This is a genomic window from Streptomyces sp. NPDC049597, from assembly GCF_040675505.1.
Lineage (GTDB): Bacteria > Actinomycetota > Actinomycetes > Streptomycetales > Streptomycetaceae > Streptomyces.
This window is the reverse complement of the sequence record NZ_JBFAOY010000001.1, coordinates 485,486-503,710: the sequence shown is the minus strand read 5'-3', so window position 1 is coordinate 503,710 and position 18,225 is coordinate 485,486. Positions and strand designations below refer to the sequence as shown.

At 72.2% G+C, this 18,225-nt stretch carries 16 protein-coding genes and 2 tRNA genes; 13 read left to right on the top strand and 5 right to left on the bottom strand.

Annotated features, from left to right (window positions below; genetic code table 11):
* Positions 1 to 38: 38 nt before the first annotated feature.
* Together rfbC and AB0K02_RS02300 are read right to left on the bottom strand one after the other, a co-directional pair.
* The gene (gene rfbC / locus AB0K02_RS02305; RefSeq protein WP_365990435.1) at positions 39 to 650 is read right to left on the bottom strand and encodes a dTDP-4-dehydrorhamnose 3,5-epimerase; all 612 of its coding nucleotides are present in this window, start codon (positions 648 to 650) and stop codon (positions 39 to 41) included.
* Between the two features lie 59 nt (positions 651 to 709).
* Positions 710 to 2,767: a glycosyltransferase family 2 protein gene (locus AB0K02_RS02300; protein ID WP_365990434.1), complete on the bottom strand. Its 2,058-nt coding sequence runs from the start codon at positions 2,765 to 2,767 to the stop codon at positions 710 to 712.
* Between the two features lie 299 nt (positions 2,768 to 3,066).
* Here AB0K02_RS02300 and proB point away from each other — a divergent pair, with 299 nt between their 5' ends.
* The 5 genes from proB to AB0K02_RS02275 all read left to right on the top strand — a co-directional run bounded on the left by proB (position 3,067) and on the right by AB0K02_RS02275 (position 8,446).
* Positions 3,067 to 4,194, top strand: a complete 1,128-nt coding sequence (gene proB / locus AB0K02_RS02295) for a glutamate 5-kinase (RefSeq protein WP_365990432.1) — start codon at positions 3,067 to 3,069, stop codon at positions 4,192 to 4,194.
* A 162-nt stretch (positions 4,195 to 4,356) separates the two neighbouring features.
* A complete protein-coding gene (locus AB0K02_RS02290) occupies positions 4,357 to 4,926 on the top strand; it encodes a hypothetical protein (protein ID WP_365990431.1) in 570 nt (189 codons plus the stop codon).
* A 64-nt stretch (positions 4,927 to 4,990) separates the two neighbouring features.
* The gene (locus AB0K02_RS02285) at positions 4,991 to 6,283 is read left to right on the top strand and encodes a glutamate-5-semialdehyde dehydrogenase (RefSeq protein ID WP_365990430.1); all 1,293 of its coding nucleotides are present in this window, start codon (positions 4,991 to 4,993) and stop codon (positions 6,281 to 6,283) included.
* Positions 6,284 to 6,373: 90 nt separating this feature from the next.
* The gene (locus AB0K02_RS02280) at positions 6,374 to 6,982 is read left to right on the top strand and encodes a hypothetical protein (RefSeq protein WP_365990429.1); all 609 of its coding nucleotides are present in this window, start codon (positions 6,374 to 6,376) and stop codon (positions 6,980 to 6,982) included.
* A 393-nt stretch (positions 6,983 to 7,375) separates the two neighbouring features.
* A complete protein-coding gene (locus tag AB0K02_RS02275) occupies positions 7,376 to 8,446 on the top strand; it encodes a hypothetical protein (protein ID WP_365990428.1) in 1,071 nt (356 codons plus the stop codon).
* A gap of 31 nt (positions 8,447 to 8,477) precedes the next feature.
* Here the strand turns inward: AB0K02_RS02275 and AB0K02_RS02270 are convergent, their stop codons facing one another.
* The gene (locus AB0K02_RS02270) at positions 8,478 to 9,539 is read right to left on the bottom strand and encodes a M48 family metallopeptidase (RefSeq protein WP_365990427.1); all 1,062 of its coding nucleotides are present in this window, start codon (positions 9,537 to 9,539) and stop codon (positions 8,478 to 8,480) included.
* A gap of 214 nt (positions 9,540 to 9,753) precedes the next feature.
* On the opposite strand from AB0K02_RS02270, the gene AB0K02_RS02265 reads away from it, so the two are divergent.
* The 8 genes from AB0K02_RS02265 (at position 9,754) to AB0K02_RS02230 (ending at position 14,842) form a co-directional block, all read left to right on the top strand.
* On the top strand, positions 9,754 to 9,918 hold the full coding sequence (locus tag AB0K02_RS02265) for a hypothetical protein (RefSeq protein ID WP_365990426.1): 165 nt from the start codon (positions 9,754 to 9,756) through the stop codon (positions 9,916 to 9,918).
* 38 nt (positions 9,919 to 9,956) lie between these two features.
* Positions 9,957 to 10,580, top strand: a complete 624-nt coding sequence (gene nadD / locus AB0K02_RS02260) for a nicotinate-nucleotide adenylyltransferase (RefSeq protein WP_365990425.1) — start codon at positions 9,957 to 9,959, stop codon at positions 10,578 to 10,580.
* Positions 10,581 to 10,599: 19 nt separating this feature from the next.
* Entirely contained in the window at positions 10,600 to 12,339 is a 1,740-nt protein-coding gene (locus tag AB0K02_RS02255; RefSeq protein WP_365990424.1) for a LytR C-terminal domain-containing protein, read from the top strand.
* Positions 12,340 to 12,457: 118 nt separating this feature from the next.
* Positions 12,458 to 12,892, top strand: a complete 435-nt coding sequence (gene rsfS / locus AB0K02_RS02250) for a ribosome silencing factor (protein WP_365990423.1) — start codon at positions 12,458 to 12,460, stop codon at positions 12,890 to 12,892.
* Positions 12,889 to 13,575 (top strand): histidine phosphatase family protein, encoded by a 687-nt coding sequence (locus AB0K02_RS02245; protein WP_365990735.1) that lies wholly within the window; start codon positions 12,889 to 12,891, stop codon positions 13,573 to 13,575. Before rsfS ends, AB0K02_RS02245 begins: the two co-directional genes overlap by 4 nt.
* Before the next feature lie 172 nt (positions 13,576 to 13,747).
* Positions 13,748 to 13,820 (top strand) — tRNA-Ala (locus tag AB0K02_RS02240).
* A gap of 633 nt (positions 13,821 to 14,453) precedes the next feature.
* Positions 14,454 to 14,627, top strand: coding sequence for a hypothetical protein (locus AB0K02_RS02235; protein ID WP_018846673.1), 174 nt, complete (start codon positions 14,454 to 14,456; stop codon positions 14,625 to 14,627).
* Positions 14,628 to 14,769: 142 nt separating this feature from the next.
* Positions 14,770 to 14,842, top strand: a tRNA-Ala gene (locus AB0K02_RS02230).
* Positions 14,843 to 14,902: 60 nt separating this feature from the next.
* Here the strand turns inward: AB0K02_RS02230 and AB0K02_RS02225 are convergent.
* Positions 14,903 to 16,492: a ferredoxin gene (locus AB0K02_RS02225; protein WP_365990422.1), complete on the bottom strand. Its 1,590-nt coding sequence runs from the start codon at positions 16,490 to 16,492 to the stop codon at positions 14,903 to 14,905.
* On the bottom strand, positions 16,489 to 17,985 hold the full coding sequence (locus AB0K02_RS02220; protein WP_365990421.1) for a ferric reductase-like transmembrane domain-containing protein: 1,497 nt from the start codon (positions 17,983 to 17,985) through the stop codon (positions 16,489 to 16,491). The genes AB0K02_RS02225 and AB0K02_RS02220 overlap by 4 nt, the downstream gene beginning before the upstream one ends.
* Between the last annotated feature and the right edge of the window lie 240 nt (positions 17,986 to 18,225).

Here is an 18,225-nt window from a genome sequence, read left to right as displayed (position 1 = left end):
GGCCCCGGGTCCCCGCCCGGGGCCTTTCGTCCGTGCGCTCAGCCGACGGGCGCCTCCGCGGCCCTCAGCCGCAGGTAGTACGCCTCGCACTCCTCGTACGACGGCAGCAGCCCCTGCCGCTCCGCCTGGGCCAGCGTCGGCGCGGCGGCGTCCTTCTCGGACAGCAGCGGAGTGACACCTTCGGGCCACTCGATGCCGAGGTCCGGGTCGAGCGGGTGGATGCCGTGCTCGCGCTCCGGGGCGTACCCCTCCGAGCACAGGTAGACCACGGTCGCGTCGTCGGTGAGGGCCATGAAGGCGTGGCCGAGGCCCTCGGCGAGGTAGACGGCGTGGTGGTCGGCGTCGTCGAGGCGCACGGCCTCCCAGCGGCGGTACGTCGGCGAGCCGACGCGGATGTCCACGATCACGTCGAGGACCGCGCCGCGCACGCACGTCACGTACTTGGCCTGGCTCGGGGGCACGTCGGCGAAGTGGATGCCGCGCAGGGTGCCCCGGGCCGAGACCGAGCAGTTGGCCTGCTCCAGGCGGAGCCGGTGCCCTGCCGCCTCGGCGAGGTCCGGTGCCCTGAACCACTCGTGGAAGCTCCCGCGGGTGTCGGGGAAGACCTTCGGCTCGTGCACCCAGGCCCCGCCGATCGAGAGCTGACGCATCTGTTCCACTCCTCGCTGTCGTGATCGCTTCCTGAGCCGTGTGCCCGCCGGGCCGTCCGTCAGCCCAGCGCCCGGGCCGCCAGCCGGCGCACCTTCTTGCGGACCTCCGGCGGCAGCCGGCGTACCACCGGACCGGCCACGGCCCGGGCCGCCCGCCGCAGCGCCGCCCGCCTGCGGTGGACGGCCAGCTTCCGCAGCAGCACGGGGTCGGCCACCGGGAGGCCGTCGTCAGGCCGCAGCCGTCCGGTGCCGTCCACGCCCACCCCGCACAGCGGCAGCAACGGCCCCTTCTCCCCGTCCAGCCGTACCCAGAGCTGCCAGTCACCCTCCGGGGCACCGGGGACGCGCCGGGGAACATCCAGGTGGGCCCGCCCCAGCTCGGGCCGCAGCGACCCCGAGAAGCTGTGCACGGGGTCGGGCGTCTCGTCGGACTCCGTGGGCTTGGTGAGCACGAGCTCCGGCGCACCCGTGCCCACGCCCGTTCCCGGGCCCGTGCCGTCCGTCGTGAACAGGTCCAGCCGCAGCTGGATCCCGGCCCCCGGCATGCGCAGCACCGTGCGGCCCGCGAGGTAGGGGGCCACCTTCTTGCCGCGCCGGGCCACATCGAGCGTGAGGTTGCTGTGCGGGTCGGTGAAGTACGGGATCACCGAACGGGGCGGGGACGACAGCAGCGCGGGCAGACAGCGGTCGTCGACCTTCGGGTCCCGGTCGGCGCCCAGACGCGCCTTGCGGACCAGCCCCAGACCGCGCACGGTCACCCAGGCGTCCCAGAAGCCGCGCGGGAGACCGCCCCGGCCTTTCCTGCCGCCCTCGGGCGCCAGCCGGCCCGTGCCGCGCAGCACGACCTCGCAGCTTCCGTCCTCGCGGTCCTCGACCTGTGCCGTGAACGTGCCGGGGCACAGCCATTCGACGGCCGTCTCGCGGTCGCGCAGCGCGAGCTCGGCGCTGAAGCCGCCCAGGTCGCCGGTGACGTCGACGAGCTCGTCGGCGGGCAGGAAGCGGCCGGTGACGTCCGGGTGCAGATACAGCCGGCCGTCACGGCGCAGCAGTCTCAGGGGCTCCCGGTCGTCGCCGTGCACCAGGCGCGCGGCGATGCCGACCGCGATGCGGCCGTCGTCCTCCCAGGCGAGGTCCTCCAGGCGCACCGTGCCCTTGACGGTGGACGCGAACCGGGCCAGCCGGACAAGCCCCTCCGCGTCGTCGTCGCGCAGCAGGGTCGAGCGCAGGCGCAGCAGCGGGCCGAGGCCGTCGTGCACGGAGTCGGTCATGAAGTCGAGAGCGAGGGGGCGCACCGCCTCGGTCATCTCGCGCAGGTACGTCTCGTCGTACTTCAGGACGGCGGGCTCGCTGAGCCTGCCCAGCATCTCGACCCGGTAGAAGCGGCGCAGCACCCGGTCCCGCAGCGGGCCCGGCTCGGTGCCCGCCACGACCACGTCGAGTACCTCGCGCAGATTGCCGTAGTAGCCGGCCGGCACGAGCTTCGCCGACCCGGCGTTCTTGCCGTCGTCGCGCTTCGAGTAGTGGTAGCAGGTGTACGTGCCGAGGATCGAGACGACCTTGGCGGGGATGTACGCCTTCATCATGTACAGCTGGTCCTCGAGGCGGCGCTTGCCCTCCGGGTAGGCGATGCCGTGCTCGCGCAGGAACTGCGTACGGAACATCTTGTGCGGCGTGAGGCTGTCGTACAGCGGTGCGTTGCGCAGGGTGCACTTCTCGCGGTTGTTGCGGAACACGCCCTGCGGGACGCCCCGGAAGTTGCTGGCGACCTTGCCGATGACGATGTCCGAGCCGTTGCGGTGTCCCATGTCGTACAGCCGGCGCAGGGCGTCGGTGCCGAGGTGGTCGTCCTGGTCGAGGAACTGGACGTACTCGCCCTTCGCCTCCGCGACGCCGATGTTGCGCGGCTTGCCGGGCCAGCCGGAGTTCGGGATGTGGATCACCCGGAAATGGGGGTGCTCGGCCGCCAGGTCGTCCAGGCGCGCGGGAGTGTCGTCGGTCGACCCGTCGTCGACGAACAGGACCTCGAACTCCTCGGCGGGCAGGGTCTGCCCGAGCAGCGATTCGATACACGGATCGATGTACTTGCCGGGGTTGTACACCGGGATGACGACACTCACTTTGACCGACACTATGTGCCCCGTCTCTTGTGGGAACCCGAGTCGAAGGTGGGGGCCGGAGGCGGGGCGGTGCGGGCGCGCGCCACCGCCCAGCAGCACCCTAGCGGTTGTCCGGATTCTGTATCAGCAACTGGACCGGCTCGTGTTATGGGAAAGCGCTTACGGCGCGCCATGACGTGGCAGGCGGCCCGGCCGTTTCCGGCCCGGGCGGCCGGAAACGGCCCGTGGAGCCGGGCCCGGCTGTCCAGCGGACGGAATGCGCGCGCACCCGGCAGGCGCCCTGGCATAGATTCGGGCGTGTGACAGTGGCAAGACAGCAGGTGACCCAGGCCAGAAGGATCGTCGTCAAGGTCGGTTCGTCGTCGTTGACGACCGCCGCGGGCGGCCTCGACGCCGACCGGGTGGACGCCCTCGTCGACGTCCTCGCCAAGATCCGCAGCGGCGGCGAGAAGGAGATAGTCCTCGTCTCCTCCGGAGCCATCGCCGCAGGACTCGCCCCGCTCGGCCTGACCCGGCGCCCCAAGGACCTGGCCCGCCAGCAGGCCGCCGCGAGCGTCGGCCAGGGACTGCTCGTCGCCCGCTACACCGCCTCTTTCGCCCGGTACGGCGTCCGCGTCGGCCAGGTGCTGTTGACCAGCGACGACACAAGCCGCCGCGCCCACTACCGCAACGCCTACCGCACCCTCGACCAGCTGCTCGCCATGGGCGCCGTCCCGGTCGTCAACGAGAACGACACGGTCGCCACCGACGAGATCCGCTTCGGCGACAACGACCGGCTCGCCGCCCTCGTCGCCCACCTCGTACGTGCCGACCTGCTGGTCCTGCTCTCCGACGTCGACGGTCTCTACGACGGGGACCCCTCGCGGCCGGGCACCTCGCGCATCGACGAGGTGCGGGGTCCCGAGGACATCGCGCACGTGCAGATCGGCAGTGCCGGCAAGGCGGGGGTCGGGACCGGAGGCATGGTCACCAAGGTCGAGGCCGCCCGGATCGCGGCCGCCGCCGGCGTGCCCGTCGTGCTCACCTCCGCCACCCGCGCGGCCGACGCCCTGGCGGGCCGCGCCACCGGCACCTTCTTCCACGCCACCGGACGCCGCTCGGCCGACCGCCTGCTGTGGCTCGCGCACGCCTCCACCCCGCAGGGCTCGCTCACCCTCGACGAGGGCGCGGTGCGCGCCGTGGTCAAGGGCCGCAAGTCGCTGCTGCCCGCCGGTATCGCCGCGGTGGACGGCGAGTTCAGCGCCGGTGACCCCGTCGAACTGCGTGACACCGGCGGCCGCGCCGTCGCCCGCGGGCTCGTCAACTTCGACGCCAAGGAGATCCCGCAGCTGCTCGGCCGCTCCACACGCGAGCTGGCGCGGGAGCTGGGCCCGGCGTACGAACGGGAAGTCGTACACAGGGACGATCTCGTCGTCCTGGAGCCGTGACCGGGCCCTGAAAGGGCGGAAAGTCCCGGCATCTGGCAGAGACCTTCATCAAAACGGCCCCACACCCCGCCGCGGGCTGGTCCACTTTGTTGCGGGGGTTGGCGGGGAAGGCAACGACGCAGCAACAGGAGGCCGCCGGTGAATCGAGCGCGCCCTGGGGACATGCCCCGAGGCAAGGAGAGGACGACCTCTCCTGCCCGCCGGTCAGTGGGCGAGGAACGAGCCCTCACCAGTGTCGGCGGGGCCGCGGATCTCGACGACGCATTCGGTGACGGACTCGGCGGGACCGACGGTCCCCCGGGATCCGGAGCCACGGCGCGGCCGGCGGCCGGTGCGGCACCCCGTGTGCGAGGCGTCGCCGAGGCGCCGGGCCGGCCGGACGAGCAGACGCTGTCCAAGCTCTGGCACATCACCCTCAGCGTCTCCGGTCCGGAGGCCCCGCTGAAGGAGGTCCGCCGCGGCCTGGAGCAGCTCGCTCACGACCACCCGTTCCTGCTGACCAGCCGCTACGCCAACGACCACGCGGAGATCCGCTACTGGGAGGAGGCCCGCGACCTGCACGACGCGGCGGCCGTGGCCCTGCGGCTGTGGGGCGAGCACCGCTCGACCGCCAAACTGCCGCCGTGGGAGATCGTCGGCCTGGAGGTCATCGACCGCCAGACGTACCACCAGCGGATCGCCGAGGGCTACGGCCCCCCGCCCGCCTCCCCGGTGGGTGTCCACCCCTTCTGAGGCATCTGTCTCGCAGTGCGGGATACGTGCCGGACCGCCGCGGCGGGCGCACTACCCTGCGGGTATGACGTCGCTCTCTTCGGTCTCGCCGTACGACAACATGTCCCCGGTCGCCCAGGTCGCCTACCGGGCCCGGGCCGCCGCCGCCGACCTCGCGCCGCTGCCGCGGTCGGCGAAGGACGACGCGCTGCTGGCGATCGCCGACGCGCTGGAGGTCCGCACCAGTGAGATCGTCGAGGCCAATGCCGAGGACATCGCGCGGGCACGCGAGGCGGGCACCAGCGAGGCGATCATCGACCGGCTCACGCTCAACCCCGAGCGGGTCCGCGCCATCGCCGCGGACGTGCGGGACGTGGCGGCGCTGCCCGACCCGGTGGGCGAGGTGGTGCGCGGCTCGACCCTGCCCAACGGGATCGACCTGCGCCAGGTGCGTGTCCCGCTCGGCGTCGTCGGCATCATCTACGAGGCCCGGCCCAATGTGACCGTGGACGCCGCCGCGCTCTGCCTGAAGTCCGGCAACGCGGTGCTGCTGCGGGGCTCCTCCTCCGCGTACTCCTCCAACACCGCCCTGGTGCGGGTCATCCGCGACGCGGTCGGCGGCTCGGGACTGCCGGCCGACGCGGTGCAGCTGGTGCCCGGCGAGAGCCGCGACTCCGTACGGGAGCTGATGCGCGCCCGCGGCATGGTCGACGTCCTCATCCCGCGCGGCGGCGCCTCCCTGATCCGCACGGTCGTCGAGGAGTCCACGGTCCCGGTCATCGAGACCGGCACGGGCAACTGCCACGTCTACGTCGACGCCGAGACCGACATCGACACGGCGGTCGAGATCCTGATCAACTCCAAGGCGCAGCGTCCCAGCGTCTGCAACGCCGCCGAGACCCTCCTCGTCCACAAGGACGTCGCCGCCGCCTTCCTGCCCCGTGCCCTGGACGCGCTCGCCGACGCGGGCGTCACGGTGCACGGCGACGAGCGCGTCGTGGAGTACGCGGACGCCACGAAGGCCACGATCGTGCCGGCGACCGCCGAGGACTGGGAGACCGAGTACCTCTCCTACGACATCGCCGCGGCCGTCGTGGAGTCGCTGGAGGCGGCCGTCGCCCACATCCGGCTCTGGTCCTCCGGCCACACCGAGGCGATCGTCACCACCTCGCAGGCCGCGGCCCGCAAGTTCACCCAGTTGGTCGATTCGACGACGGTCGCCGTGAACGCGTCCACCCGTTTCACCGACGGTGGTCAGTTCGGTTTCGGCGCGGAGATCGGGATCTCCACGCAGAAGCTGCACGCGCGCGGGCCGATGGGCCTGCCGGAGCTGACCTCCACGAAGTACATCGTCACGGGCGACGGTCACATCCGGTGACCGTCAGCGGCGTCCCCCGGGGCGTCACCCGGGCGGGGAGAGTTCGCCCTCTCCCTGCCCAAACATCCCGGCCCGGTCTACTCTGAGAACGTGCCGGACGACGTGGGGGGCACGCCGTTCCAGGACGGCGGGGACCCCGAGGACTCTGTCGACCGCGGGGGCGCGGACGAGGACTTCGCCTCCGTGGTGTTCGACGAGGACTTCGTCCGGGCCGCCGAGGTCCATGAACCGAGCGCGGTCGAGCGTCTGCTCGCCGCCGCCGAGGCACGCGCGGAGGCCGAGGCCGCCCGCTCCGGACCGCGCGCCGTGCCCTCCGAGGACGACCTCTACGACGAGCTCCACGGTCCCGACGGCTACGGCACCGGGCGGGAGTACGGGGACGATGACGAGGACCTCGACGCCGCGAGCCCGTACGGCCGCCACGGCGGCGCCCTGCGGCCCTACCGCGGCACGGCTCGCTGGCACCGGCCGGTGGCCTGGATCCTGGCCGTGGTGATGGGCATCGGCATGATCGCCCTGGCCTTCACCGCCGTCTACCGGGGAGCCTCCGGCAACCGTGAGGACCAGGTGCCGCAGCCCGCCCGGACGGGGGTGGACGCACCGCCGACGGGCGCGACGGTCAGCGGCCGCGGAGGCGGCCCCACGGCCGCCGCCGACCGCCCGGCGTCCCGGGTCCCCGCGCAGCCGCGGACGCCGTAGGCCCCCTCCTGCGCCGCTTCCGCTGGAACGCCGGCCTGCCCCCAGACTGGCCTGCCCCACGACCGGCCTGCCCCACGACCGGCCTGCCCCCAGACCGGCCTGGCCACGGCCCCGTACCCGCCTCGACGCCGCACTGCGCATGCCCCGGACGCCTGCTCCGCACCGCCTGAACTCCGGCCCCCGAAGCGTCTGAACTCCGGCCCCTGCAGTGTCAGAACTCCCGCCCCCCACGCCCCCCACGCCCCTGGACGACGCCTGCGCCCCTCCCGGACGCGTTGCCCGGGACCTGCCGGACAGTGGCGCTCGGCCATGTGGCCGAGCGCGTGAGGACTCGTCAGAACTTGTCGTGTACCAGCGCGTTTATCGTGCCCGCGTCAGACCTACCCTGGAAGTATGGCTCGACGCGGAGACCCGCCTGAGGGGACACCCGAGGGGCTCCCAGGCGGTGAGGACGAGTACCGATCCGTCGTGTTCGACGAATCGTTCGTGCGGGCTGCCCGGGTCCAGGAGTTCTCCGCCGAAGAGCGCATGGGCGAGCACGCACCCGCCGTGCGCAGCGTCCCCGGCGGCGGGCGCCGCCCCTCGCATCAGATCCTGCTGCTCGTCCTCGTCGTCGCCGTGGCCTTCGGCACCGCCGTCTACCTCGGTATCCGCCAGCCCCACCAGCCTGCGGCGGCCAGACCGGCGGAACAGGTCCGCATCACGCTCGTCCCCCTCGCCCCGCGGGGCCCGGTGCCCGGCGGCACGCCCGCCGAGCTCTTCGCGCAGAGCCCTGCCGCCCAGTACCGCAGCGGGGCCGCGGGAATCACCATGCCCGCGGTCCGCCGCACCGCCCACTTCACCGAAGGCCAGGTGCTGATCGCACTGGCCACGGCCAAGGACTACCTGGTGGAGTCGTCGCTCGACCCCGAGGTGCTCACCGGAGGCGGGGTGCGGCCGGTGCGCGCGCTGCTCCACCCCGGCCAACTGGCCCAGTTCGACCGGAGCATGGCCGCGCCGGCGGCCGACGGCCGGCACGTCGCCGCGGGCTGGTTGGTGCGCTTCGACCCGACGCAGGTGGCGCTGGCCGATCTCACCGTGCGGGTGGAGGGCACGCTGCTCGTCACGGAGGCGGGGGCCGACGCGCTGGAGGTCACGTCCGACCACACCTTCGTCTACGCGCTGCGGTCCGCCGCCGCGGCGGAGCCGGCGAACGAGAAGGCGTCGCTGTTCACCGTGCGGCGGGAGATGCGCTTCCGCGTCGACCGCGACGATCTGCGCCACCACCGGCTGGAGGTGCAGTCCAGCACCGTCCAGGCCGGGCCGCAGGACTGCGCGTCCGACGCGACGGGCACGCTGCAACCCCTTCTCGCCGGCCGGCGGGCCGGCACGGACGGTCCGGCGGTCACCGATCCGTACGCACCCGGCCCCATGGTCGCCGCCCTGTGCGGCGCCCTTTCGCCCTCGGCCCAGCCGTCCCCGTGACGCCGCGGGGCGTCACGGGGACCGCCGCCGGTCAGGCGCCGGGTGACCCCTCGCCCGTCCCGCCGCCGGTGCCCGCGCCGCCCGTGAACTTCTCGCGCAGCTTGCTGCCCAGGTCGCCCGCGCCGCCGGCCAGATCGCCGACCAGCTTCATCAGCGGGTCCTTGCTCGTCCGCACCGACTCCGCGTAGTGCGACGCCGACTCGCGGAACGAGTCGCTCACCGAGGTGTCCTTGTCCTCCGTGCGGCGCGGGTAGTGGCCGTCCATGATCCGCTGGTAGTCGCGGCTCTCCGCCCACTTCTTCAGCTCTGCCGCCCGGACGGTGGTGAACGGGTGAGAGCGCGGCAGCACATTGAGGATCTTCAGCACCGAGTCGCGGAGGTCGCCCCCGGCCTCGTACTCCTCGGCCTGCGCCAGGAACGCGTCCACGTTCATCTCGTGCAGGTGGTTGCCGCCGGCGATCTTCATCAGACCGCGCATCGACGCCTGAAGGTCCTGGCCGACCAGCAGGCCCGCGCGGTCCGCCGAGAGCTCCGACTTGCGGAACCACTCCCGCAGCGCCGTCACGATCGCCATGATCGCCATGTTGCCCAGGGGGATCCAGGCGACCTTGAGGGCCAGGCTGGTGAGGAAGAGCAGGATCGTGCGGTACACCGAATGGCCGGAGAGGGCGTGGCCCACCTCGTGGCCGACGACCGCGCGCATCTCCTCCTCGTCGAGCAGCTCCACCAGCCCCGTGGTGACGACGATGATCGGCTCGTCAAGGCCGATGCACATCGCGTTGGGACGCGGGTCCTGCGTCACGTACATCGCGGGGACCTTCTCCAGGTCCAGGATGTAGCAGGCGTCCCTGAGCATGCTGTGCAGATGCGCGAACTGGGCGTCGCTCACCCGCACCGAGTCGGACAGGAAGAGCAGCCGCAGACTGCGTTCGGGCAGCAGGCCGCTGAGCGCCTTGAACACGGTGTCGAACCCGGAGAGCTTGCGCAGCGTCACCAGCGCCGAGCGGTCCGCGGGATGCTCGTAGGCCCGTGAGGAGATCTCCGGGAACCGCTCGCGCCGCCTGCTCGGCGCGTTCCCCTGGCTTTCGGTCATGGTGCCCCCTGGTCTTGTTGCGTGCCGTGCTCGTCCCCCTTCAGGACCCCCAGACTAGGTGCTGGGGTTGCGACGCGGCGGGGGCTGTGGACAACCACAGTGCCGAGCTGTGGACAGCACAACGACCGAGTCGGCGTGAGCGTGCCCGAACCGCCCGCATACGATGTGCGCGAAGTCCCTCCGCTCCGACTCCGATCGATAGGTCCTGCTGAAGATGAGCCTCACCAGCGCTGCCGCCGCCAACCTGGTCACTCTCGCCGAGGGCGCCGAGCACGGTGGCAACCACGCAAGCCTCAACCCGTACATCACCGGCGGCGGCGCCTTCATCGTCCTGATGCTGCTGCTGTGGGTCACCACCCGCTTCAACCGCGACCGCTGAGTCCGGGCCGGCCGCCCGTGCCAGTAGGCTCTGCACGCATGGGAGAGCAGAACGTGGCCACGGGTTCCGGTACCGGCAAGCGCCGGCTCGGTGTGATGGGCGGGACATTCGACCCGATCCACCACGGACACCTGGTGGCCGCCAGCGAGGTGGCCGCCCTGTTCCACCTCGACGAGGTGGTGTTCGTGCCGACGGGGCAGCCGTGGCAGAAGACCCACAAGAACGTGTCACCGGCCGAGGACCGCTATCTGATGACGGTCATCGCCACGGCCTCCAACCCCCAGTTCTCGGTGAGCCGCATCGACATCGACCGGGCCGGGCCGACGTACACGATAGACACGCTGCGTGAGCTGCGTTCCCTCAACGACGACGCGGATCTCTTCTTCATCACGGGCGCCGACGCGCTCTCGCAGATCCTCAGCTGGCGGAACGCCGAGGAACTGTTCTCGCTCGCCCATTTCATCGGTGTGACCCGCCCGGGCCACGACCTGACCGACGACGGGCTGCCCGAGGGCGGCGTCTCCCTGGTGGAGGTCCCCGCGCTCGCCATCTCGTCCACCGACTGCCGTGAGAGGGTCGCCCAGGGCGACCCGGTCTGGTACCTCGTGCCGGACGGTGTGGTCCGCTACATCGACAAGCGCCAGCTGTACCGCGGCGAGTGAGCCACGGAGAGGGGCACCGGTGAACGACCAGCAGAATCCTTACGACCCGTACTACCAGCAGCCGCAGATCGTCGGCTACGACGCGTACGGACAGCCGGTCTACCAGCAGCCCCAGCCGTACGACCCTTACGCACAGCAGCAGCCCCGGCACCCTCAGTCCCAGGGCCCGCAGACGGACGGTCAGGGCTACGGCTACGACCCGCGCCCCCAGCAGGGCCCGCAGACGGCGGGCGGGCCGGACCAGTACGGGCAGTACGACCCGTACGGCGCCCAGCAGTACGCCGCGCCGCCGGCACAGCAGCAGGGCTACGGCTACGGCGGGTACGGCTACGACACGGGCACGCAGCCCGCGGCCGTCGACACCACGCAGCAGTGGAACATCCCGCAGCAGCAGCCGGCCCCCGCGGAGCAGCGCGGCCACGACCCCCGGGCCCAGGCCCGGCCCGCCCCGGCGGAAGTGCCGGAACAGCGGCGCGGCGCGGACGGCGCCGACCGGGACTACCGCACCGAGCAGTTCTCCTTCATCGAGGAGCCGGACGAGGACTCCGAGGACGTCATCGACTGGCTCAAGTTCACCGAGAGCCGCTCCGAGCGCCGTGAGGAGGCCAAACGCCGCGGCCGCAACCGCGTCGTCGCGCTCGTCGTCACGCTCGCGCTCGTCCTCGTCGGCGGAGTCGGCTACCTCTGGTACGCGGGCAAGCTGCCGGGCCTTTCCGGCACCGAGAGCGCCGGCGGCACCGCGGCCGGCCCGCAGAAGCGCGACGTCATCGTCGTGCACCTGCACAACACGAAGAACGAGCGGACCTCGACGGCGCTGCTCGTCGACAACGTGACCACGAAGCAGGGCACGACCGTCCTGCTCCCGAACACCCTCTCCGTCGCCAACGACGACGGCACCGCCACCACGCTCGCCAAGTCGGTCGAGGACGACGGGTCCACCGGGACCCGTGAGGCGATCGGGACCCTGCTCGGCGCGAAGATCTCCGGCACCTGGCGTCTGGACACCCCGTACCTGGAGAACCTCGTCGAACTGGTCGGCACGATCGACCTGACCACCGACACCGAGGTGCCCGGCGCGAAGAAGGGTGACGAGCCGCTGGTGAAGAAGGGCGAGAACCAGACGCTCGACGGACGCGCCGCCGTCGCCTACGCGACGTACACCGGTCCCGGCGAGGCCGTGGAGAAGCAGCTGCAGCGCTTCGGTCAGGTCATGCAGGGCGTGCTGAAGAAGCTCCCGGACGACGCCGAGTCGGCGACCGTCGTCGTCGAGACCCTCGCCCAGATCCTCGACCCCTCCCTGAACGAGAGGGACCTCGGCAGCTCGCTCGCCAAGCTCGCCGAGCACGCCAAGGGCGGCGACTACAAGACCGCTCTGCTGTCCGTGCAGCAGGACGGCACGCTCACCGAGCAGGCGGCGAACAGCGTGGTCAAGGACGTGCTCGGCGGTTCGGTCAGCGCACCGGAGCAGGGTGCGGCCGTGCGGGTCGGGGTCAAGAACGGCTCCGGCGACGACAAGGCCACGGAGACGGCCCGGATCTCGCTCGTCAACGGCGGCTACACCGTCATCGACGGCGGCAGGGCCGACCCGACCGCCGCCTCGCAGGTCACCTACGGCGACGAGGCGCAGAAGGCGAAGGCCCAGGAGGTCGCGAAGACGCTCGGCCTGCCCGCGGACGCGGTGAAGAAGGGCAAGGCCGCCGCGAACGCCGATGTGTCCGTGGTCCTGGGGTCCGACTTCGAGGGCGACACCGCGGACTGAGCGGCGGGCCCGGCGACCGCGCCGGGCCCGCGCTGACGCCTCCCCGCCATCACGGCGAGGTCTGTCGGCGGTCCGTGAGACCCTTGAAGGGTTCCTGACCGCCGACGAAAGCCTGCTTGTGACCGCTACGGACCGTTCCCTCGAGCTCGTCAGCACCGCCGCCCAGGCGGCCGCCGACCGGCTCGCGCACGACATCATCGCGTACGACGTCAGCGACGTGCTGTCCATCACGGACGCCTTCCTGCTCGCCTCAGCCCCCAGCGACCGCCAGGTCAAGTCGATCGTCGACGAGATCGAGGAGCGGCTGAACAAGCAGCTCGGCGCCAAGCCGGTGCGCCGCGAGGGCGACCGCGACGCCCGCTGGATCCTGCTGGACTACGTCGACATCGTCGTCCACGTCCAGCACAGCGAGGAGCGCGTCTTCTACGCCCTGGAGCGCCTGTGGAAGGACTGCCCGGAGCTCCCGCTGCCCGAGGACGCCATGAAGACCCGCGGCAAGGCCGAGGAGCACGCCCGCCTGGCCGGCAAGGAAGCGGAAGGTGAGCTGAGCTGAACGGCATCAACGGCGGGGGTGCGGCCGACGACGGCCGCACGAGCAGGAAGCGGGGCCGCCGTGTGGTCCTGTGGCGCCACGGCCAGACCGCTTGGAATCTGGAGCGACGCTTCCAGGGCTCCACGGACATCGAGCTGACCGAGAACGGTGTCGCCCAGGCGCGCCGCGCCGCCAGGCTGCTCGCGTCGCTGAAGCCCGACGCGATCGTGGCCTCCGACCTCAAGCGGGCCGCGGCGACCGCGGGTGAGCTGGCCGCCGTCACCGGCGTCGACATCTCCTACGACGCCGCGCTGCGCGAGACGTACGCGGGCGTCTGGCAGGGCCTGACCCACGACGAGATCGTCGCGCAGTACGGCGACCAGTACGCCGCCTGGAAGCGCGGCGAGCCCGTGCGCCGGGGCGGCGGCGAACTGGAGACCGAGGTCGCGGACCGTGCCGCGCCCGTGGTCCTGCACCACGCGGACAAGCTGCCCGACGACGGCACGCTCGTCGTCGTCAGCCACGGCGGCACCATCCGCACGACGATCGGCCGGCTCCTGGGCCTGGAGGCCCGCCACTGGGAGAGCCTCGGCGGCCTGTCGAACTGCTGCTGGTCGGTGCTGGGCGAGGGTGCACGCGGCTGGCGGCTGCTGGAGCACAATGCCGGGACGCTGCCGGAGCCGGTGCTCGGCGACGACACCTGAGACCGCACCGCCCTCCCGGCAGGTCCCGCGCCGTCGCGCGTAGGCCGCCGGTCCCGGCACCGGCCACGCCCCGGCAGTCACCGCCGGGGCGGCCCCGGACCCGGATTTCACTTTCCGGCAGGTCGCAGGCTAGAGTTCTTCTTGTTCGCAGCGCGGAGCGCGAAGAACACGCGGGGCTATAGCTCAGTTGGTAGAGCGCCTGCATGGCATGCAGGAGGTCAGGAGTTCAATTCTCCTTAGCTCCACAATCAGGATCCCGTCCCCGGCAGGGGGCGGGATCTTCGCGTCGGTGCCGGGGGTTCTCGCAGGGTGCCGGCGGCGGGCGCGGCAGCCCCCCGCGGCGCCGACCTGCGGCTCGTCGTCGCCGGTTGCACCATCGTCTGCGCCGTCCCTGCTGGTCACCGGCGCACGCCTCGGCGCGATGCTCGGCCACCGCCGTGTGTTCTCAGCGGTCTGGCAGCTCCTTCACCGCCTTCCCGCTCACCTTCGGACTCGCCGCCGGCACCGGGCAGTTGACCGCCTTCCGCCTAGGGGGTGGGGCCGTGGCCGGTCTCGTTCGCAAACGCCGCTGACCTCCTTGCGTGGCCATGGCAGAATCGGACGGCCGGAGGGGACACCGGCGGTACGGGAGGGAGCGCGCGATGTCCGCCAGCGGCGAGGAAGCCGGGGAGGCTGCCGATGACCTGCTTGCCACGGCGGAGGCACGTGCTCGCCTCAGCTGTCCTTCCTGCGGTTCCGCCCATGTCGCCCAGGTCCTCGGGGACAACGGAGGGGTTTCCTACGTGTGCACGGCCTGCGGCCACAGCTGGAGCTGAATGATGGGTGCCCACAGGCGGAAATGCGACTGGTGCGGCAGCGGTACGCCGATCGTCAGGGACATGGATCCGGTCAATCCGGAGTACCAGTACTGGTGCGAGGAGTGCGCGCGGGCGCTGATCATAAAAGGCGACCCCATCGAGACGTACCGGGAGCTCGAGGGGGAGCCGATCTACGGCCGGCTGCTGGACGAGCACTGCACCCTCAAGCGTTTCTACTCGTTCGCGACCGCCTGACCACTCCCGCGCCACCCGCCCCGAAGTGGACAATCCAGGACGTGTCGGTCCCTGAGGTAAACGATTTGGAGATGCGCCGACGAGGGCGTTAATGTTCTCTACGTCGCCGCGGGGGAAACCCGGACGGGGCGGCACACAGCAAGGGGCTATAGCTCAGTTGGTAGAGCGCCTGCATGGCATGCAGGAGGTCAGGAGTTCAATTCTCCTTAGCTCCACAGAAGAAGAAGCGGGCCACCCGGATCGGGTGGCCCGCTTCTTCGTGCCGGTGTGTCCGGTCAACTCCGGCCGCTGCCGAGGGCCTTGCGGTTGCTGCTGGGCAGTGCGGGCCGCGACGGCTCCGGCGCGGGGGCGGCCACCTGCTCGATCCGCATCGCGAGCGCAGGGCAGCGGCGCACGGCCCGCTGCGCGCGCCCTCGCATGTGCATCGGGACGACCGCGTCGGCGACCGACGGGTAGCCGTCCGGGTTGAGCCGGATCAGTTCAGGGATGATGTCGGCGCACAGACCGTGCCCCTGGCAGAGCGTCCAGTCGATGAAGACCTTCTCGCCGCTGGGAATGGACTCCTCCGCCTCCTCGTAGCCGGGCAGCGGAAGGGGCAGCACACCGGTCACCGGCCGGCCGCAGCCGCCGTCCAGCACATGGGCCGCGAGGTCGTCGGTGAACGCGGACAGCGTCGAGGCGAAGAACCGGGCCGAACCGTCGGGGTGCTTGCACGCACCGCGGCCCTTCACCGCCCCGGTCACCTCGCGCAGCGCCTCCAGCGCCGCCGGACCGCCGCCGTTGATCACGTCGGCGAGCCCGCCGGCCGCGGCCGGCAAACCGAGCTTGCACGGCCCGCACTGGCCTGCGGTCTCCGCGGCGAGCCAGTTGGCCACCCGCAGCGACTCGCCCAGGGGACAGGTCTCCGGGCCGATCGGCAGGATCGCCCCCGCGCCCAGGGCGCCCCCCACGGACGCCAGGGACGCCTTGGAGACGACCGCCTCGTGCACGGCGACCGAGTCGATCCAGTTGCCGTGGTAGCCGCCCGTGAGCACGCCCTGCGGCAGCGGCGGCGCACCGGCCAGCTGGAGCACGTACCGCAGGGGGACGCCCGTGGGCACCTCGACGACCATGGGGCGCGAGACCGCGCCGGAGATCGTCAGCATGACCGTGCCGGGCTCCGAGTCCAGGCCCGTGTGGGCGTAGCGGCGCGAGCCGATGCGCGCAGCGACGGCGAGCTGCGCGAACGTCTCCGCGTTCGACAGGAGCGTCGGCGCGCCGCCGACGCCGGAGTCCGCGGCACGCACGCGGCGGCCGGGCGGCAGCGCGGGGCCGCCGTTGACCGCGCGGATGACGGAGGACGCCTCGCCGGAGACCATCCGCTCCGGCGTGCGGACGACTCTGGCGCGCAACTGCTGGCCGCGCCGGTCGCTCAGACCGCGTTCGGCGAGCGCGGCGCGCATCGAGACCTCCGTGGAGTTGCGGGTGACCGCGACGACCAGGGTGCGTGCGCCGAGCGCCTCGGCGGCCAGCAGCGCACCGTCGAGGATGAGGTGCGGCGCGCGGTTGAGCAGCACCGTGTCCTTGCGGCAGGCCGGTTCCCCCTCGCTGCCGTTGACGACCACGACGGGCCGCACACCGCGCCGGATCGCCGACTTGGCGACGGCGCGCAGCTTCTTGCCGAACGGGAACCCCGCGCCGCCGCGCCCGGTCAGCGATATCTCCTCGGCGAGCTGGGCCAGCCGCTCGCCGCTGACGGGCTCCAGCGGCCCGTGGACCTTCAGGTGCATCTGCAGGTCGAGGCGTTCGACCAGATCGAAACCCTGCGTCAGCTGGGGGAGCCCGACGACGCGGACCTCGGGGACGTCGGGGAGCGGGGTGTTCACGGTCGTTCTCCTGCAGGTGCGTTCCAGGGCTCTCCGGCCGGCGGCTGGAAGAGGGGCCCTGGCATCGGCGCTGTGTCGTCGTACGCGGCGGGGCCACCGGTCCCGTACGCGGAGCGGTCGTCGTACGGGGAGGGCGGCGGGGCCTCGTCCGCACCCGCGGCGCCGTAGGAGGCGGCCGGGGAGGTGTAGCCCCCGGTGATGTCGTAGGCCGCTGTGGAGCCGTAGGAGGGCGCGGTGGCGCCGTACGCGGTCGGGGTGTCGTAGGAGGGGGCCGAGTCGAACAGGGGTGGGGGAGGGGTGTCGTACAGCGGGGGCGCCTGCTCCGGCACGGCCTGGGCCGGGGGAGGCGGTGAGGGGGTGGGCCAGGTGCCCGGACGGGGACCCGTCTCGGACACCTCGGGTATCTCCTCGGTCATCGGCACGCGCTCGGCGAGCGGTGCGGCGGCGTCGGCCGCCAGGGACACGGCCCGGTAGGCCGCGGCCATGCCGGGGCCGCGGCCGGCGCCGGAACCGCTGGGGACCACCGTCGGTTCGGGGTCCGGCGGCGGAGGGGCCTCGTAGAGCTGCGGCGAGGGTGCGGCCAGCCGGGGCGGCTGCGCACGCGCCTGTCCGAGCGGCGGCTGGAAGTCCTGCTCGTACGGGCGCTGCGACGGGATGCCGTTCGCCCTGTCCATGCGGTCCATGTCGGCGGATACGGGCGAGCGGCCCGTCCCGTTCAGCCCGCCCGCGCCGGGCAGCGGCGACATGACCGGATCACGCAGTGCCTGCTCGTCGGTGGCGGGCGGTCCGCCGTCGCCGACGCCGGTCAGGGACATGATCCGGGCGGCGACCCGCCGCTGCACCGGCCGGGGCAGCAGCCGGACCGACACCGCGGCCGCGACTCCGAGCAGCGCCAGGCAGTACATGGTGACGACCCAGGTGGCCGCGGGGCGACCCGCGTAGAGCCCGTGGACGAGGGCGAAGCACCAGGCGGGGTAGGCCAGCATGTGCAGCGGCCGCCAGCGGCCGGCGACCCGGACGTTGCCCGCCAGCGCGCTGCGCAGCGCTCCGGTCGTGGCGGCGACCACCATGAGGAAGCCGGCCAGCGAGCCGAAGCCGATGAGGGCGGAGGTGCCCGTGACCCCGAGGCCGAACGGGATGAGCGCGCCGATCACCGCCACGTGCCCGAGCGAGACCTTCACGGTGGCGTGCAGCAGCAGGAAGCCGAGCGAGGCGACCGCGGTGGTCCGGTGGATGCCCTGGGCGAGCAGACGGTGGCGCGGGGAGAGGAGGATTCGGTCGGTGGCGATCAGACCCCACGCGACGGATGCGGTCAGCGACACCAGGGACAGAACCCCGGTGGTGAAGTCGAGCGCGGCGCGAAAGCTGTCGCTGCCCCCGACGGCGATCACGGGTATGAGGATCAACGCGGCCGCGTAGAGGCCGCCTTGCACCGGGCGGCCGAGTCCGGGCCCGGAGCCCGGCGACAAACGCTGTTTGATACGACGGTTCATGGGGCGACTCCGAATGGTGCGGGAAAGCTGTCCCGTTGACGCACTCTAGGTCGACCCATACCGCCCGGTACGAGGTTTCACTGTTATTCGCGGGGAAGCAGCGGCAACTGACCTGGGGGTTGCCCTGGATAGGGTCGATACGCGGAGTAACGCGGAATCATGATCGCTTGCCGCTTCCGTCACGCCCGGTCACGGAGCGCCATGGACGGCGCATGCGGCCACTTCCGCCGCTGCGGTACC